This is a genomic window from Acidithiobacillus ferriphilus (assembly GCF_028215975.1).
In the GTDB taxonomy this organism is placed as follows: Bacteria; Pseudomonadota; Gammaproteobacteria; order Acidithiobacillales; family Acidithiobacillaceae; genus Acidithiobacillus; species Acidithiobacillus ferriphilus.
In genome coordinates this window covers 1,382,877-1,398,902 of the sequence record NZ_CP116458.1, presented here as the reverse complement: position 1 = coordinate 1,398,902, position 16,026 = coordinate 1,382,877, and the positions used below count along the sequence as shown (strand labels likewise).

General features: G+C 49.3%; 22 protein-coding genes. 16 read left to right on the top strand and 6 right to left on the bottom strand.

What is annotated here, in order from left to right; genetic code table 11:
* Positions 1-440: 440 nt before the first annotated feature.
* From PJU76_RS07020 to PJU76_RS06950, 15 genes are all read left to right on the top strand, one after another.
* The gene (locus tag PJU76_RS07020) at positions 441-653 is read left to right on the top strand and encodes a hypothetical protein (protein ID WP_271778936.1); all 213 of its coding nucleotides are present in this window, start codon (positions 441-443) and stop codon (positions 651-653) included.
* On the top strand, positions 650-844 hold the full coding sequence (locus PJU76_RS07015; RefSeq protein ID WP_271778935.1) for a hypothetical protein: 195 nt from the start codon (positions 650-652) through the stop codon (positions 842-844). Before PJU76_RS07020 ends, PJU76_RS07015 begins: the two co-directional genes overlap by 4 nt.
* Positions 841-1,500: a thioredoxin fold domain-containing protein gene (locus tag PJU76_RS07010; protein ID WP_271778934.1), complete on the top strand. Its 660-nt coding sequence runs from the start codon at positions 841-843 to the stop codon at positions 1,498-1,500. The genes PJU76_RS07015 and PJU76_RS07010 overlap by 4 nt, the downstream gene beginning before the upstream one ends.
* Complete coding sequence (locus PJU76_RS07005) at positions 1,497-1,667, top strand: hypothetical protein (RefSeq protein ID WP_271778933.1); 171 nt, start codon at positions 1,497-1,499, stop codon at positions 1,665-1,667. The genes PJU76_RS07010 and PJU76_RS07005 overlap by 4 nt, the downstream gene beginning before the upstream one ends.
* A complete protein-coding gene (locus tag PJU76_RS07000; protein ID WP_271778932.1) occupies positions 1,664-2,485 on the top strand; it encodes a hypothetical protein in 822 nt (273 codons plus the stop codon). The genes PJU76_RS07005 and PJU76_RS07000 overlap by 4 nt, the downstream gene beginning before the upstream one ends.
* Positions 2,482-3,513 (top strand): phage/plasmid replication domain-containing protein, encoded by a 1,032-nt coding sequence (locus tag PJU76_RS06995; protein WP_271778931.1) that lies wholly within the window; start codon positions 2,482-2,484, stop codon positions 3,511-3,513. Before PJU76_RS07000 ends, PJU76_RS06995 begins: the two co-directional genes overlap by 4 nt.
* A gap of 30 nt (positions 3,514-3,543) precedes the next feature.
* On the top strand, positions 3,544-3,831 hold the full coding sequence (locus PJU76_RS06990) for a hypothetical protein (RefSeq protein ID WP_271778930.1): 288 nt from the start codon (positions 3,544-3,546) through the stop codon (positions 3,829-3,831).
* A 359-nt stretch (positions 3,832-4,190) separates the two neighbouring features.
* A complete protein-coding gene (locus tag PJU76_RS06985; protein WP_271778929.1) occupies positions 4,191-4,469 on the top strand; it encodes a hypothetical protein in 279 nt (92 codons plus the stop codon).
* 51 nt (positions 4,470-4,520) lie between these two features.
* Positions 4,521-5,174: a hypothetical protein gene (locus PJU76_RS06980; protein ID WP_271778928.1), complete on the top strand. Its 654-nt coding sequence runs from the start codon at positions 4,521-4,523 to the stop codon at positions 5,172-5,174.
* Positions 5,175-5,253: 79 nt separating this feature from the next.
* Positions 5,254-6,504: a virulence factor TspB C-terminal domain-related protein gene (locus PJU76_RS06975; RefSeq protein WP_271778927.1), complete on the top strand. Its 1,251-nt coding sequence runs from the start codon at positions 5,254-5,256 to the stop codon at positions 6,502-6,504.
* Between the two features lie 7 nt (positions 6,505-6,511).
* Complete coding sequence (locus PJU76_RS06970; protein WP_271778926.1) at positions 6,512-6,805, top strand: DUF2523 family protein; 294 nt, start codon at positions 6,512-6,514, stop codon at positions 6,803-6,805.
* 1 nt (position 6,806) lies between these two features.
* Positions 6,807-7,889, top strand: a complete 1,083-nt coding sequence (locus PJU76_RS06965) for a zonular occludens toxin domain-containing protein (RefSeq protein WP_271778925.1) — start codon at positions 6,807-6,809, stop codon at positions 7,887-7,889.
* The gene (locus PJU76_RS06960; RefSeq protein ID WP_271778924.1) at positions 7,886-8,089 is read left to right on the top strand and encodes a hypothetical protein; all 204 of its coding nucleotides are present in this window, start codon (positions 7,886-7,888) and stop codon (positions 8,087-8,089) included. Before PJU76_RS06965 ends, PJU76_RS06960 begins: the two co-directional genes overlap by 4 nt.
* A gap of 192 nt (positions 8,090-8,281) precedes the next feature.
* Entirely contained in the window at positions 8,282-9,277 is a 996-nt protein-coding gene (locus PJU76_RS06955) for a glycosyltransferase family protein (RefSeq protein ID WP_271778923.1), read from the top strand.
* A gap of 65 nt (positions 9,278-9,342) precedes the next feature.
* Entirely contained in the window at positions 9,343-9,813 is a 471-nt protein-coding gene (locus tag PJU76_RS06950) for a hypothetical protein (RefSeq protein ID WP_271778922.1), read from the top strand.
* 254 nt (positions 9,814-10,067) lie between these two features.
* Here the strand turns inward: PJU76_RS06950 and PJU76_RS06945 are convergent, their stop codons facing one another.
* Positions 10,068-10,475 (bottom strand): hypothetical protein, encoded by a 408-nt coding sequence (locus tag PJU76_RS06945; protein ID WP_271778921.1) that lies wholly within the window; start codon positions 10,473-10,475, stop codon positions 10,068-10,070.
* A 167-nt stretch (positions 10,476-10,642) separates the two neighbouring features.
* Between PJU76_RS06945 and PJU76_RS06940 the strand changes: the two genes are divergently transcribed.
* Complete coding sequence (locus PJU76_RS06940; RefSeq protein WP_271778920.1) at positions 10,643-11,050, top strand: hypothetical protein; 408 nt, start codon at positions 10,643-10,645, stop codon at positions 11,048-11,050.
* Between the two features lie 248 nt (positions 11,051-11,298).
* Here PJU76_RS06940 and PJU76_RS06935 read toward each other — a convergent pair whose 3' ends face one another.
* The 5 genes from PJU76_RS06935 to PJU76_RS06915 all read right to left on the bottom strand — a co-directional run bounded on the left by PJU76_RS06935 (position 11,299) and on the right by PJU76_RS06915 (position 15,970).
* Entirely contained in the window at positions 11,299-11,706 is a 408-nt protein-coding gene (locus PJU76_RS06935) for a hypothetical protein (protein ID WP_271778919.1), read from the bottom strand.
* Between the two features lie 26 nt (positions 11,707-11,732).
* Positions 11,733-12,809 (bottom strand): glycosyltransferase family protein, encoded by a 1,077-nt coding sequence (locus tag PJU76_RS06930; RefSeq protein ID WP_271778918.1) that lies wholly within the window; start codon positions 12,807-12,809, stop codon positions 11,733-11,735.
* 312 nt (positions 12,810-13,121) lie between these two features.
* Positions 13,122-14,294: a zonular occludens toxin domain-containing protein gene (locus tag PJU76_RS06925; RefSeq protein ID WP_271778917.1), complete on the bottom strand. Its 1,173-nt coding sequence runs from the start codon at positions 14,292-14,294 to the stop codon at positions 13,122-13,124.
* Positions 14,295-14,300: 6 nt separating this feature from the next.
* Positions 14,301-14,612 carry a DUF2523 family protein gene (locus PJU76_RS06920; RefSeq protein ID WP_271778916.1) on the bottom strand — a complete coding sequence of 104 codons (312 nt, stop codon included), beginning with the start codon at positions 14,610-14,612 and terminating at the stop codon, positions 14,301-14,303.
* Positions 14,613-14,620: 8 nt separating this feature from the next.
* Positions 14,621-15,970: a hypothetical protein gene (locus PJU76_RS06915; RefSeq protein WP_271778915.1), complete on the bottom strand. Its 1,350-nt coding sequence runs from the start codon at positions 15,968-15,970 to the stop codon at positions 14,621-14,623.
* Positions 15,971-16,026: the final 56 nt, after the last annotated feature.

Sequence of the window (16,026 nt, the reverse complement as noted above, 5' to 3'; positions counted from 1 at the left end):
TCCTGTAGCGGTCTGGTGTCGCTCGCCAGTTTGGAGCCTTCCCTGGCTCCCCTTTTTAGGAGATAGACAAATGATTATAAAAGATAAACAGTTTCTTTGGATTTGTTCTTATTCTGGTCAGCCTCTTTTGTGCTGGCATCACTTTTCTCCAGCTGTTTTAGTGCCGTCATCCGGTTCTTGTCGTTTTGAGCCCCTTCGCGTCGTGCGTTTTCATAGGCTCCAAGCCTACCAGGTGCGCCTCTCTCGTTTGCTTGTGCTTCGTCGTTTAGGTCGGGTTCGTGGTTGTCGTCATTGGGATGATGGTCTGATTCATCCTGGCGGTGTCCTATGACGCCCGTAGCCTTTCACTTCACGCTGTTTGTTTTATCCACCTCTTGCGATATGGGTCTTATTGGCCTGCTGATTGTTTCGATTTTTGAGGGCAGGGCAGGGGGTGATCTGTGAAAGAACCAGTCAGCCTTGATCTTTTCCCTGATGATGTTTGCCCTACTGAGTTTTCCTGGGTGTATTTAGTTCGTCGGGATTTTATGGATGTTTTAGACCTTCTCAGTGATCCCACGTTTAGTTGTTTCCCTATGCGACTGATTGAAGCTCGTCTTGCTGAAGCTCGTCTTGCTTTGGAGGCTTTGGGTGGCCTAGGGGGTGTCTGGTGACTACTTCTACTGCTGCCCGGCGTCAGCATAATACGCCTCTTTATACCCGTTCTAATCGTGTTCTTTTGGTTTGGTATATAACACGTCGTTATGAATATATTCTTCTGGGCGCTTCGTCTTTTGCGCGTCTTTTCGATCTTGAAATTATTGCTGCTCTTGATCGTTTAGGTGGCCTAGGGGGTGTCTGGTGACGCGCTCTGACGTTCTTTGCCTTGTTTCAAGCGTGTCTTTTTTCACGGTTGGCGTTTTTTTCGGATTCACCATTTCTATTGTTTCCCCGCCCGCTGCATCCTCTGCGCTTTCTACGGTTGCTTTATCTCAAATACCCAAGCCTGCCTTAAAGCCTGTCGGTTTTTTGTCTAAGCCTGCCGTTAAAAAGTTGGTCGGTACGGCTGACGGTTTTGTATGGGGTCAGGGCAATCCACAATTCACGGTGTTTATTGATCCTAATTGTGTGTTCTGTCATCAGTTCTTTCAAGATGCCGCCCCGTTGGTAAAGTCTGGCAAGCTCTCGGTGCGTATCGTTCCGGTCGCCATTCTTGAGCCGACTTCTTTCGTTCGGGCTGCTGAGATTTTATCTGCCCGTCATCCGCTGACCTGGTATCTGCGAAATGAACAGCGTTTTGTGATGCCACCCATAGAACAGGGTGGTTTGTCCCTCAAGCTCCCGGTGTCTGCTGCTGCTCGCTCGGACCTTTCGCACAATAACGCCATTATTCGCCGCCTGGACCAGAATCACGCGGCAACGCCTACTTTTGTTTCTCCTTCTGGCGTGGTCCAGGTTGGCCTCCCTGCTGGTGAATTTTCCGGTTTGTTAAGCATGATGCGTTCTGGGGGTGCTCAATGACGCCTGCTGATATTACTTTGTTGCAAGGTGTTTTCTGGATTGCGTTTATTGGCTGTCTGTTGGCCCTTTTCGCTTATGATTTTTTCCATTTTTTGTTGGATATGTTGCCTGATTTATTACGAGTGTCTTTCCTTTGGTTGATCTCCAAATGGGGGAAAAAAGCATGACGGCCTCTGCTCAGCTTCGTGAGGATTTTTCCCTTGATGTGGATTATCAACGGTATCTTGATGAACGGCGCTTGAAGCGTCAGGACGTGGGTCCCGATGGCGCTTTCCGTCCTCCCGATAAGTCAGATCGATCAACTATGGTTAATGCCGAATATAACGCGATGGGTTGCGTTGATGCGGAATCCTTGACCATTCACCTGCATGCCCCGCGTTTGGCGTTGCTTCGTCAGTTCGCTTTGTGTGGCTTCGGTGCCCCCCTGGGTGTCTTCCCTGGAATCGAAAAGCTCGCGGGTGTCCTGGCTGAACGTGTCTTGAGTTCATGGCTTGCCGCGGCCTCTCAGTTTGCTCGCCTGGAGGATTTCGACCTCGATGCGCAGTTTTCCTACGAGTGGCACCTGTCCATCCAGGCGGCTGACACGGTTGTGCATGGTCCCGCTTCGCGTCATGAGCTGGTGGACCCGGTTGCGGGTCTCACTGAGGACGGCCTGCCTGTTTTGCGTGATGGGGTTCCTTTACGCGCCGATGGCTCGAAGGACTATGATAACCCTTCTTGGAAGGCCCATAATCGCGCCCTGCTGCACGCTAGGCGTCAGGGTGCAGCCACTCTACCAGTCACCAATCAAAATTCACCACAGCGCAATTCTGTGGCTTCTAATGTTCGTGCCTTGCAGGATGCCTATCGGGATGCGCTGCCCCCTTCGTCCAGGGCGGGGGGGTCGGTTGCCTCTTTGGATTCTGGAACCGGTCTAAGTAACGGTAATAGTCTTACCGTTACTTCTGGCCATAGTGGCCACTTTGGGTCGGATTTTGGGTTATGACTGACCCTCAATTCAGCCTGATTGACTCCCTCACCCTCCGGCGCTCGATCATGTCGTTTTCGGGAGCCACACAACGCGCCATTCGGCGCTGGTCGGCCACGCATGAGGGCAGGGCGGACGTATATAACCCTGGCATGGTCCCGGTTTTCTCTACGTCCCGCCGAAAGAAGACGGACCACCTGGCCGGCGACAAGTGCGGCATTCATGTCACTGACACCATGATTGAGCTGTCCGGCTCGCCGTCCTACTCGGCGGGTCTGCATCATAACGTGTTCGGGATTCGTGACCCTCAAGAGGCGGTGCTGTCGCACCTGGTCGCGGCCTCTGATGCCGTTGGTTGTGATCTGCTCGGAGATTCCAGCGTGTGGAGTATGTCCCGCCTTGATCTGACGGCCAATTTTGATATGGGCTCACAGGAACAGGCTCGCGCCGCTCTTGGTGCCTTGCGCCTTTCCAATGCTCCGCGTCGTCGTCAAACCTCGCCTACTGATGAAGTTTTGCGCTGGGGTTCTCAACAATGGCAAAGCGGTACGGCCTACGTGAAGGGTACTGACCCTGTGATGAAAAACTACTTAAGACAAAACGTCATTTCTGCTGATTTTATTGCTTATGCACTCACGCTATTGCGCTTGGAACTCCGCCTTGGTCGCGGCTTTATTGCACGTAAAGACATTATTTGGGATTCCGTCACGGAAGACACGTTATCTGAAATTTACAATGACTATTGGAGCGCCCTAGTGGGTGATGCGGAGGTTATGGATATGAAAGATTTGTTCCCAAATTTAACTATTGTTGCTGACTCTCCGGATATGGCTCGTTCTGCGCTTCGCACGTTCCTTTTAATCCAGCAGATTGGTGAATCTTCTGCAAAAGAGTCCATGAGTGGGCGTACTTGGCGGCGTCACACTGCCTTGCTTCGTGCCGCTGGTCTTTCCTGGACTGACATTGCAGTCGGTCAAGTTACCCCTTTGCGTCGTAAAGCGGTTGTTCTCGGTTCGCCCGTTACCGAATTTAAACGGGTTGCGTGATGTTATCTATCTACTTAAGGAGTTAAAGCAATGTCGAAAGCACTTTGTCGTTTTTATCCGGGTGAACAGTTTGAATATGCCGATAAGCAAACGGGTGCCATCAAGCGCCTCTGGAAACAGCCTTATGATTTGGAGCAAGGGCAGGGCGTCCGGCCTTTGCAGGCTGAATTGATGCATCAGAATGGCGGTGAAGTTTTGCCCGCCGGTGACTATGAAGTCAATTATTACCTTGAGAAAGATCGGCGTGGTTTTATCGCCGTCAAGATCATTGACCACCGTGCGGTCAAGGTCGATTCGCCCAAAGTGGTCAACGGCTAATCATGTCCACTACGGCCTCCACGTCTTCAACGGGTGTTTACGTCCTGACGTGTACTTCCCCAGGCACGTTTTACGACACGGCACCCGTTGCCAGTGGTTCTAATGAATATGCGTTATTTCCGGCCAGCGGTTCTGGTGGCCAGATTGTGGCGGCCTGTTCCTCTCCGGCTTGGGTGCCGTATGTGGTCCCTTTTAGCTTTACCGAGTCTGATTTCTTGGTCCTGGCTCCGGCGCTTATGGGTGTCATGGCGGCGGTGGCCGGGGCTAAGTACTTAATCAATTTTATGCGGGGTCGCCGTTGACTCTCATAAAAACCCGTGCCGGGCGGCTCCCGGTTTCTTGTTGTCGTGAGGTGAAATATGAATGACGTAAAAGAAGTTGAAGTGATGACCCGCCGTGAAATCGCCTTGGCCAAGTTGGCCCGGTTAGCGACTCCCGGTCGAATGGCTGCCGCTACTGCCGTTGTTGGGCTGGTTTCTGCCAGCACGGCCTTTGCCTCTGCTGGTGTGGGTGCCAGTGCTGCGGCGTCCTATATCACTGGTTCGATCCTCCCGGATGTGGGCGTCATTGCCGTTGCCTTGATGGGTCTTGCCGCTGCCATCTATGGCTTCAAGTGGCTGTTGTCTCTGGTGGTGTAAGCGGTCTGTAGAAAGCTGGGGGGTTCGCCCCCCATTTTCAAGGGGTAATTTATGCCTAATATCTTTTCTGGTGTTGCAACCGTTTTTGTAAACGCCTTCGCTAATTTTATTTCCTATGCTTTGCCCTTATTGGCTGTGGCTATATTTGGCTTGCTGGTTGCTATTGCTGCGGTCAATTTTCTCTTTGGACTGTTTGGCTACAAATTAGGCGTATCTGAAAAATTCCGTGAAAACCTACGTCGCAAACTGAAACAGAGTAAAAAACCATTTCCTTTTGCAATTAAAGCTCGCAAACGCGATACGGGAAAACAGGCTGACGCTAAGAGTCCTTGGACCAATCCCGCCGAGTGGTCTACCACCAATCAAGATATGCTTTTCGCTGTTGAACAGTTGGATGGTGATCTGGATTTTTTTACTAATTTTGTATTGGTGGGTGATGAATATCAAGATTCTAAATTGAATAACAAGTTTTCTGAACGTGCAAAGTCTGTGTCTGATTATTGGGGACTATCTTTTAGTCACTTGGGGTCTTTGGACGGTTTGTCTGCTTCTCGTGACGTTAATCAGGAAACAAAGCGTGTTATTTATTTACACGCTGCCAGACTTTCAAAAATGAAGCAACAGGCCCTTGCTGAAAATCAAATTGAATGGGCGAAACAATACGGGGACGGCATGCCTTCGCGGCCTGTCCAGTTCGTGGCTTAACGTGGAGGCGCTAACGTGCTTTGGTTCTTTCTGCTTATCTTTGTTGTTGTGTGCTTTGGTTTCCTTATGGCTTGATCTGATGAAAAACAAAGCAAGCAGGGAAGGGCGTGGGCGCTCGCGCCGCGCCCTCCTGCTGCTTTTCCCCCTTTTATTATTTTCTTCTTTTTCTTTTGGTGCTTCTTCTATTACTGGTGCTTCTGGTCCTTCTGGTACTGGTTGTCTTTCTCCTTTACAGGCTTGCGTTGATTATATTCAGGCTTCTTATCCTGGTGATACTGTTGGTGTTACTAGTTATTCTGGTGGTGTCCTTTATTGTACTGTTTCTGGTCCTGGTATTTCTGGTACTGGCTCTGACCCTACTTCTGCTCCTTCTTGTACTGCTACTTGTACCGTTCCTTCTGGTACTCCTGTTGGTGAGATTGGTAATTCTTTAACTCCTAACTCTAATGGTGTTCTTCCTGGTACTTATTGTAATCCATCAACTAATTGTGACACTCAGTCTTATGGTTCTTCTGCTGGTTCTGGTGGTGCCATGACTAATGGTCAGGCTTGTTTTCCTACCTCTCCCACTTCTTCTACTTCTTCGAGTTCTTCCTCTTGTCCTTCGGGTTATTCTGTTTCTGATGCTTCGGGTTGTGTTTGTTCCAATGGTTCTGGTTCTTATGTTCCTTCTAATAATTCTTCCACTAATCCTTCTTGTAATGGTGGTTCTTCTACTGCTCCCACTTTATCCCCTGTATCTCCTGTGACCTCTAATGGTACTATCTCTTGTCCTTCTGGTTCTGCTACTGTTACTTCTGGTTCTTCTACTTCTTGTTATCAGGTTGTTTATCCTCCTGCAGTTAATAATTCTTCTACTCCTTCTTCTTCTGCTGGTGGTGGTTCTGGTGGTAATTCCTCTTTTCATCTTGCTGCGCCTACGGTTTCTTCTAATGGTCAATTAACTTGTCCTCCTGGTGCTTCTACTATTGGTTCTGGTTTTTCTTTGGAGTGTGTTGTTTCCGGTTCTGGTGGTCCTGGTAATTCTACTTCCCCTACTGCTTCTGGTTCTTCTGGCACTTCTCCTACTGGTTCTACTGCTTCGGCTCAATATCCCACTTCTTTTTCCATGCCTACTATGCCTACTGCTTCTGTCACTGTTATGGCTCTTTCTCAAATCGCTTCTGCTCGTGAGTCCACTTCTGTTTCTTGTCCTTCTCCCGTTACTTTTAATGTTATGAATCACACTTTTTCTATTTCCTTCACGTATGCCTGCCAGTTGGCTGCTAAGGTTCGTCCTGTGGTCATTGGTGTTTTTTCTATGGCCTCTCTTTTGTTGATTGTCAAATAGGTGACTTATGATTAACGCTATTTATTTACTTCTGGTTACTGTTGGTACTTGGCTTCTCAAGAATGTTGGTCCTCAAATTCTTTTAGCTCTTGGCGTTGGTTTTGTTTCTTATACTGGTTTTTCTGCTCTCGATTCAAATTTGTCTACTGCTATTAATGCTATTGGTTCCGGCGCTGCTTCTCTGGATACTCTTGTTCATATGTTTGGCATCTATAATGGTTTGCAGATTTTCCTTTCTGCTATTTCTATCAAGGTTTCTATTGCTGTTTCTAAGCGTATATTTCCTGTGAGGACTTCTTGACATGATTACTATCCGTACAGGTTTACCTGGTGCTGGTAAGACCCTTTTTTCTGTTTATGATTATATTGCTCGTCCTCCTTTGGGTGTTGCTCCTGTTCGTGAGGTCTATGTCTCTGGCATTGATCTTGTTCCTGATATGCTCCCTTATATCCCTTTGGATGAGCCTACCCGTTGGATGGATTGCCCTGCTGGTTCTCTGGTGATTATTGATGAGTCACAGCGTTTTTTCCGCAATCGTCCCCCCGGTGCTCCTGTTCCTGACTATGTTGCTGCCTTGGAGACTCACCGTCACTTAGGCATTGATCTCGTTCTTATCACGCAAGACCCCATGCTTATTGATAAGCATGTTCGCCGTCTTGCCGGTGAACATTTCCATGCTAAGCGTACTTTCGGTCTGTCTTCTATGACCATGTACCGCTGGCAGCGTTGTGTGGATGACCCTCTTGATTTTCACACAAAAAAGGAAGCTGAGAAGGTTCGTCGCAAGTATCCCAAGAAAATTTATAAGTGCTATAAATCCGCTGAGATTCATACGGTCAAGCGGAAAATTCCCTTTCGTGTCTGGGCTACTTTTGCTGTTCTTTTGGCGCTTGGTCCTATCGGTTGGTTTGCCTATCATCATATTTCTGGCATGTTCGCTGCTGATGTGGCTACTTTTCATCCTGGTCAGAAGTTGGTTAATGGTGCTGTTGTTCCTTCTTCCTCTCCTTCTTCTTTTGCTCCTTTAGCTCCTGCGCCTCTTGTTTTTCGTTCCACCCATCCCTTACAGGATTACGATCATGATGGTCTGAAACTCAAGCGTGTCCAGGCTCAGGAATTGCCCTCGATTTCTGAAAAGTTTCGCATTGTTGGCGACGTTTCCAGTGGTTCTCGCCATGATTTTGTGCTTGTCTCTCGCTCTGGCCATTACGTGACTGTCCCTACTTCTCACTGTGAAAAGCTGGATGGCCTAGAGGTCTGCCATTTTGCGGGTGCTTATGTCTCGGTCAACCCGACCCGTGGTCATATTCGTAAGCGTCATCGTCATGTGGCTGCTAAGCCATTGCTGCCTACCCAGCCCATTGCTCAGAACGTGCTGCCATGATGACGCACTGGCTGGGTCATATGGTGATTAGTGCCGTGGTTCATGCCGTGGCCTATGGTGCCGCCTTTGCCGTGTTCCGTACCTTGTCGCCTACCGATGCCGTTGGTTTGGCTGTTCTGGTCATTGGTGGGGTTCTCGTGTTCGTGATCGTGCTGGGTCTGCTCCGGCGCTTGCTCTTTGGGGGTCGTAGGCGATGGTGAGAATTTCTGTTGTTTTGTTGGTCTTGCTCCTTGCCGGTTGTGCTCGATCGCCTGGTTATCATTTCACTGCCTGGCAGCGGTTAGACAATGATGCCTCCGTTGGTCCGGGTGATGCCTGGATTGATTCGCACTCTACCACTGCCCATATGCGATGCTTTCCGTTTTACTGTCACAACTGAGTGAGGTTTTAATATGGCATCCTTGCCCTTTTTTTTGGTGACTCCCGCTGATGAGTTTGGGTGTGGTTATTATCGTATGCGCTGGCCCTTTGAATCCTTGCAGCGTTTGGGCTTGGCTCAAGGGGTTATATCTCCTTACTTCCTTGATCGTCAGACCTTGCAGGAATTGGACCCTGATGTATTGATCTGTCAGCGTGTCGTTGAAGAGGACCAGATCGCTAGATTGACTGTCATGCGTAAGGCAACATCTGCAAAGTTCATTTTTGAGATTGACGATTTAATAACGGATATGCCGGTAGATAATAAATATACTTCGCGTTTTCATAAGAATACGGCGGATAGATTAAAGCGCGCTATTGGTCTTTGTGATCGCCTGGTGGTATCGACTCCCGCGCTGGCCGAGGCCTACGGCCGGTTCGCCCCTGATGTGGTGGTTTGTCCTAACTCCCTGCCTAACGTCCCCTGGGCGTCATTGTCTGGAGTTCGTTCAAGTGTTCTGCGACCTCGCGTCGGTTGGGCGGGTCATATGGGTCATCTGGGTGATCTAAAAGTGCTCTATCGTGTGGTTCGGGCCACTTCGCATTTGGTCGATTGGGTTTTTTTGGGTGCGGTCCCCGAAGTGCTTAAGCGGTACTCTCTGGAAGTGCATACCCATGTGTCATTGTTCGAGTATCCGGCAAAGCTCGCCAGTCTCGATCTTGATCTGGCTGTCGCGCCTTTGGAGATCCACCCGTACAATGACGCTAAGTCGCACCTGCGTTTGTTGGAGTTGGGCGCTATGGGCTTCCCGGTGATCTGCTCGGCTGGCGTGGGCGCCTTTGACTATGATTTGCCGGTCACACGGGTAGAAAATCATCCTGATGCGTGGATCGATGCCATTGTTGCGGCTATCGGTGATCGTGATGCACTGGCCAGGCAGGGCGATGCCTTGCGCCAGGCTATCCACGATCATTGGTTGATGGATGGTCGCTCGGCCGAGTGGGCCGCCGCCTGGGGTCTTTCGCGCTAAAATCGCGCCTTGCGCTTTTTGCATCCTTCGCCTATTTACGTGGTTAGTGGATAGGGGAGGGTGCCGTGGATAATCTACCGGAAGATGATAGGCCTATGTATGTTCCTGCGCGTCGCAATTTTGAGATTGTGCAATATCCCGTCCCACGTCGTCGGCCTTCGTTCCTTGTGTTGTTCTTTGTTGTGTTCTCTGCGCTGTTGGCCTTCTGGTTGTTTACGCATTGGTTGCGTACTTATGATGTTCGATTGTCTATTCATCATGTAGAAAAACAGTTTCCTCGTGGGTTTGCGCCTGATGATGTTCACCCGTTGCATTTGGCTATTTCTAAGCCTGCACTTTCGCCTATGGTTAGTTTTTATCATTTGCCGTTTTCTACGCATTATCGTCTTGTGGGTGAGATTCAGGGAAAGTATGTTGCAACTGCGGGTCCTGGCTTTTTTGTTGTTATCTCTCCGGGTGCCTGTGAGCTGGTAGCTGGTGTTAGGTATTGTGATTATCACGGTTCCGCTGTGTCGCGCTTTACTGGCGTACAATAGTCTTCCGGACTTGTCCGGCCACTCCCTCCAATCAACCCCCTTCCATTGCCAAACTCTACAGAGAGGGAAGGGCGGAAAGCGTTAGGATCGCCTGGTGTTTTTGTGGTCGGAGTGGTTGCTCGATGAAAGCCCGCCTCGGCCGAGCTATGAAACAAGGGGTTAGACGGGCGTAACAGCCTCTTTTCAGGTTATGAAACCGGAAACCACTATATGTTGTGTTCCAGGGAGCTGACCAGGTTACTACATCTTGTGTTTCAGGATTTGAGCCATAGGCGGATTGTTTCTGGGCATTTGCCTAGAATTCTTGCTATGTCCTTTGTTTTGGTGTTTGCGGCTGCGAGTCGTTTTGCTTCCCCGATCGCCGCTTGTCGGCGTGCTCGGTTTTGGCGTGTTTTTTCTTTTCGGATGATGTTGTTAGCGATGTAATACGTGGACTTGCAGAGCTTCGCGGTCGCGCTGACGTTTTGCGTGGCGTTCCATGTTTGAATGATCTTTGCTTGTAGGTCTTGCCAGTAGGTGGATGGTGGCGGTGTTTCTGTGGCTTTCTGGTCTAGGTACTTCTTCCATTGGTTTTCGCCGTGGACCTCGATCCACGGTATTTCAAGGACGATCTGTAGGACGTTTCCGAATTGCTTGATTCTGACGGTTTGGTGTCGCTCCATTCCTGGGGTTCCTGTTCAACATAGGGCACCTTGTACATAGTCGAATATGTCGTTAAGCCAATGCTTCAAATACGCATAATACTTATTATGTAAAGTTCTATATTTGGTGCGGGAAAGGATCGAAAGAGCAACTAAATACATCCTTTTGTTAACCAGAAAGGCGAGCAATGGAGCGCAAAGCCCCTATCCGCATCAAACAGTTCGGTAACATCCTACAGATCATCCTTGAAATCCCCTGGCAGGAAGTCCACGGTCAGAACAACTGGAAAAGCTACTTCGACAGCAAACCCATCGAGACAGAACCCCGACCCAATCACTGGGCCAATCTCACAGAACGCGTCCTGAAGATCTACAAGAAGACGGGCGACATCAGCGAAACGGCCAAGGCCAGCGGCGCTGGATACTATATCGCTAACGAGATCATCCAAAAGGAAGGCAGCCGACAACGCAAGGCAGCACTTACCAAAGCAAAAGAAATTGCCCGACAACACGCAGCGGCCAAGATGCCCATTAAAGAAATCGCGCGGATAATGGACAGATCACCCGAAACCATCCGGCTGTGGCTCAAATCCTAAAACAAAATATATAGTTAACAAAATCAGCTCAACATGTAGTGGCTTCCGGTTTCACAACCTGAAAAGCGGCTGTTACGCCCGGCCAGCAACAGGATCCTATTAACAGCGGGGCGGGCTTTCATCGAACGCCGGCGACATGGAATGCAAAAACATCACGCGATTCAAACGCTTTCCGCCCTTCCCTCTCTGTAGGGTTTGGCAATGGGAAGGGGGTTGATTGAGGGGAGTGGCCGGGCGAGCCCGGAAGACTACCGTGCGGGAAAACGCGAAATCGCCAGATTGACCCAAACATCAGGCGCGGCAGAAGGCGAACTTTTTGCCTCAAGATCAACCAGACGATCAGCACGAACAACACTGCCATCACATAAAGCCAAAAGATCAGGATAACGGCGGCAATAATCAAAACGAGGAACGGGCGGAGGGGTCACAGTGGCAGGCCGCGAAGGCGGAACGGGGCGCGATCGAGGAGGCATGGTAGGAGAACGAGGCGAAGGCTTCACATTCCGCACTGAAGACTTTCCCCAGCGGGGACCGTTACGCAAGGATTGCCGAAGAAAACGATTAAATAGAATACCGGCAACGATAAAAGCCAGAAAAAGCAACAAGTAAAGCCACCGCGGATAACCAAAAAGAAACGGAAAAACCAACATATCCACCGACCCCCCTCCCCTATTTACAGGCTCTATAGATAGTTGATGAGCGCGGAAGGTGCAAGGCGTGAGTTGCATTCATTGAAAGGATTTAACCAAACATCAAACCAATGCCCTAATCTGCCCGACAGCAGCCAATGAGCCAGGACATCGGCGCGCATACGATCACCCCAGGCAGACAGGGCATCACGGTCGGCGATAGCGCCACGAACAGCTTCAATCCAGTCTGAAGGGTCATCGCTACAGCGATGCACCGGCAGCTGGACAGCAAAAGCCTGAACGTCAGAGCAAATCACCGGATAGCCACATGCACCGAGTTCAAGAAGTCGCAGATGACTCTTGGCGTCGTTATATGGGTGCGACTGGAGAGGGGCAACGGCAAGATCTAGGCCCAGATCAGCCAAGCGCTGGGGATACTGGTCAATGGGCACAAGAGAATGCACCTCGGCACAATGGCGAGCGATGACCTGGGGAATCTGTCCCATGAATACCCAATCCACCACATCAGACAAGGCGGGCACCACCTTGTAAAGCAGCTTGAGATCACCCAGATGGCCAGCGGAACCGGCCCAACCAACGCGGGGTTTAGCAGAAAGACGACGGGACACGCAAAGATTGGCCCAGGGGGAATCCGGCAATGAGTTTTGACAAACTACCTTATCAGCATGGGAAAAGTGGGAAGCAAGGTAATCAGTGGAAAATATGAGGCGATCACAAATCGACATGGCACGATTAAGCCGGGCAGCAACATCGTCATGAAAACGTCTAGTGCATTTATTATCACGCGGAGTAATCGTTAAAAGATCGTCCAGATCAAAAACGATACGCGCAGAACCCAGACGCCGGTAACGTTCTACCGCGGCAATCTGTTCATGCTCGAGGACACGCTGGACCACAACCACGTCAGGGGCCAGATCACGAAACAGTTGGTCATCAAGGAAATAAGGAAATACGACACCATCAACCAGACCGGCATTAAACAACGCCTTGAATGGATCACGTACACGATACCGGCCACACGCATAATCATCGGCAGGCGTGGCAAGCACAAAAGGCAGGCGATCAGTCATTGTCAAGATCCATAAAGTCGAGGTTATTCTCAAGGTCAAGCTGGTGAGTCTCACAAATGGAATAAGAACTCGAACAATAAGAGTGGGACACGGAAGCACAGCCATCAATAAGCAAAACAGCTAAAAATATCAATATCAAAATCCTCACCATCTCCGACGCCTCCCGAATATCAAACGTCTGACAATGCCGATCAGAAAAGAAACGGCAAAAATAACGCCAAGCACCAAAACCGCGAGTCCAACCGCATCAGTGCCAGTCATATGACGAAACACAGCAAAAGCGGCACCATAAGCAACCGCATGAACCACGGCACTGACCACCACATGACCCAGCCAATGAGCAACCATGACTTAACCCCCACCAGGCAGAATATGAGCAGGCAACAAAACAGAATGATGATGAACAGGGACAGCAGGAGAAACCGCAGAGGGGCCAACATGCGAGGCCGCAGCCGGATGAAGCGGAGCTTTAGCAGGATGGGGTGAAGGCATAGAAAAAGCACCACTGGCCGATGCCTGGCCGGCCACAGGACGGGCGGCAACATAACCACCACCCCAGCGGCAAACCTCCAACCCCTCATAATTGCTGCATCGTATGCCAGGCACAAGATGCACGTTACCCGTGTGCGAGGCAATGACATAAACCGTTTTGCCACCGCCAGAAATAGAACCGACGATATTGAACTTGCTGGAAATCTTGGGAAGCGCGGCAGCTTGCGCGGCGCGAACAGGTAAAGAATACCCGGTAAAGCGCTGCAACGGGTGTTTAGTGAAAGGGACAGCAGATGAGGCAGAGCCAACCGCATGAGCAGCGGCAGCAGTAACATCAAAAGGTGCAGATGCGACGGACTGGTGAGCGGCTAAAAACTGTTTCATGGGCTTGGAGCCATTAGAGGTGAAATGACTAATGGCGTAGTAAGCATAATAACCGGATGCACCAATCACCAAACCAATAGCCGGAATGCCAAACTTGAACCACTTAGGGACGCGGGGCTTTTTAGTGTGAACTTGAGCAGATTTATAAAGATCATAAACATTTTTCGGATAGGGAAACATAAACTTGCGGGCAAGTTTACGAGCGCGGGGGTCCTTGGGGTCATCTTGGGCTTCATCCCATTCAAAAACCGAAGAACGACCCTTGAGGCCCCAGACATTGACCAAGTGCTGATGATCAGAAACAAGACGACGAAGGTGCGCGTCAATGAGCATGGGGTACTGAGTGGTCATATAAAGATCGAGGCCCGAATGGCGGTGAGTCTCAGCGGCAGAAACATACTCAGGAAGAGGATCACCAGGACGGCGGGGACGGAAAACGGCTTGGGCCTCATCGACAAGAATAATAGAACCATGAGGACACTTAGCCCATTCTTTAGGATCATCCAAAGGAAACCACTTGTCAGAAGGGACAAGGCCTTCAACACCATAAACGTAAATAGGACGGGAACCATCGGCATTGGCCAGATGATCATTGAGCATTTTCAGGGTTTTACCAGCACCGGGAGCACCGGTATAGAGACCGAGCATATAACCTCACTTAGCATTTATAAAGAAAGTGCGAGCAGCCATAATGGTGACACGAACAGAGAAAGCAGAAACAAACAATTTAATCACGAAAGTAGCGCCCATTAATTGAGCAATAGCCAACATATCCGAAGGAAGAGCGGAATAGCCATACATGACAGAAGACAAATCAGACTGAATAGCGGAAAAACCCGTATAAACACCAATGCCAACAGTGAGAGAAGCCAAAACAGCGGGGCCGATGGAGGCAACAAGCCAAGCAAAGGCGGACATCACAAAAGGACCTAACCATGCAGCAAAAGCACTAATAATGGCACCCATAAATCACCTCATCTAAATATAACTATACCAGCCCCGACAGCGCCGAGAGACTCGACATAGGGACGCACGTCAGTAGCCAAAGTACAAAGGGGAGATAACGGAATAGTAAAAGCAGTACCAAAAGCATTATAAGCAAGAGGCGAAGGACAAACGGCAGAGGATTGAGAAGGCATATTTAGATTTAAAGCATAAGGGGTTGGCGCAAGGACAGAAGAAGTAGGGGCGGAAAGAGTCGGAGAGGTAAAAGAACCTAACTTAGGCTGAGTGGCAGCAGCAGTTTGAGTGGTGGTATTGGTAGTCGTACAAGAACCAGAAGAAGTACAAGTCTGAGTGACAGTAGTAATAGACTTCTGAACCTGAACACCATTGGGAGGCGTAGGAGTGGAAAATTTATAAGAAGGAGTTGAGGTTGTGTTGGTGGTATTGCCAGTAGAAGGATCAGTGGAAGTGGTGGTGGTAGGCGAACCCGTAACAGTGGCATCAGTGGAAGGAATGTTATAACCGTAAGGAACGGGTGTAGATAAAGGAGCATTACGCTTGCCGAGACTACGCGCTAAACCAAGTTGATCAACGGTAGAATTATTTAAAATAGGGGCAAGGTTTGTTCCAAAAGAGGAAGGATTGGATTGAGCCCATTGAAGAGCTTGAGCAGGAGTTTCAGGGGTAGAAGTAGAAGAAGGAGGAACATAAGTACCAGACTGAGAACCACCAGGACACTGAGAAGCTAACGGACCAGAACCATCATTAGAAGGATTAGCGTAAGAAATATAATCAGGAGAAGAACCACAAGAAGCACCGGAAGGACCGGGAGAAGAAACAGGCTCATCATAAAGAAAAGAAGAAGTATTAGGATCATAACAACCATACGGATAGTAATAAGAAGGACCACAGGAAGGAGAAGTACCAGAAGGATATGAAGAAGAAACAGTAGGATTAGCAGCATTCCAAGCATCAAGAGCCAAAGTACCAATAAGACCAGCAGCCAAAAGAGCAAGGCCAGCAGGACTGTCAGGAACAATTAAAGCAGTAGCAGAATCAATTAAATCACCAACAGTAAGGCCACGAGAAAGACCAACACCGTTCAAAATCTCACCGGTAGCACCATCAATAGTCAAAGGACCAGGCGTTATATTTTCAATAACACCGTTAGAAGCGGAGTTCTCCAAAAAAGTAGAACTAGGGTCAATATTGGTAGAAAGATGAGGACCCTGTGGGTCATACACCTTATACACATTGCCCGATTGACCAAGACGCCACGAATAGTTAGGGATATCAAGAACAGCAAACGCAGGAACAGATACTAAACAGAGAGTACCAAATAAAGCGCAATTAACAAGGTTACGAGATAAAACGTCCATATATCCACCTAAGCCCCCGAAATAAAAAAGAAAGAGAGAAAAAAAGGGGTGGGGGG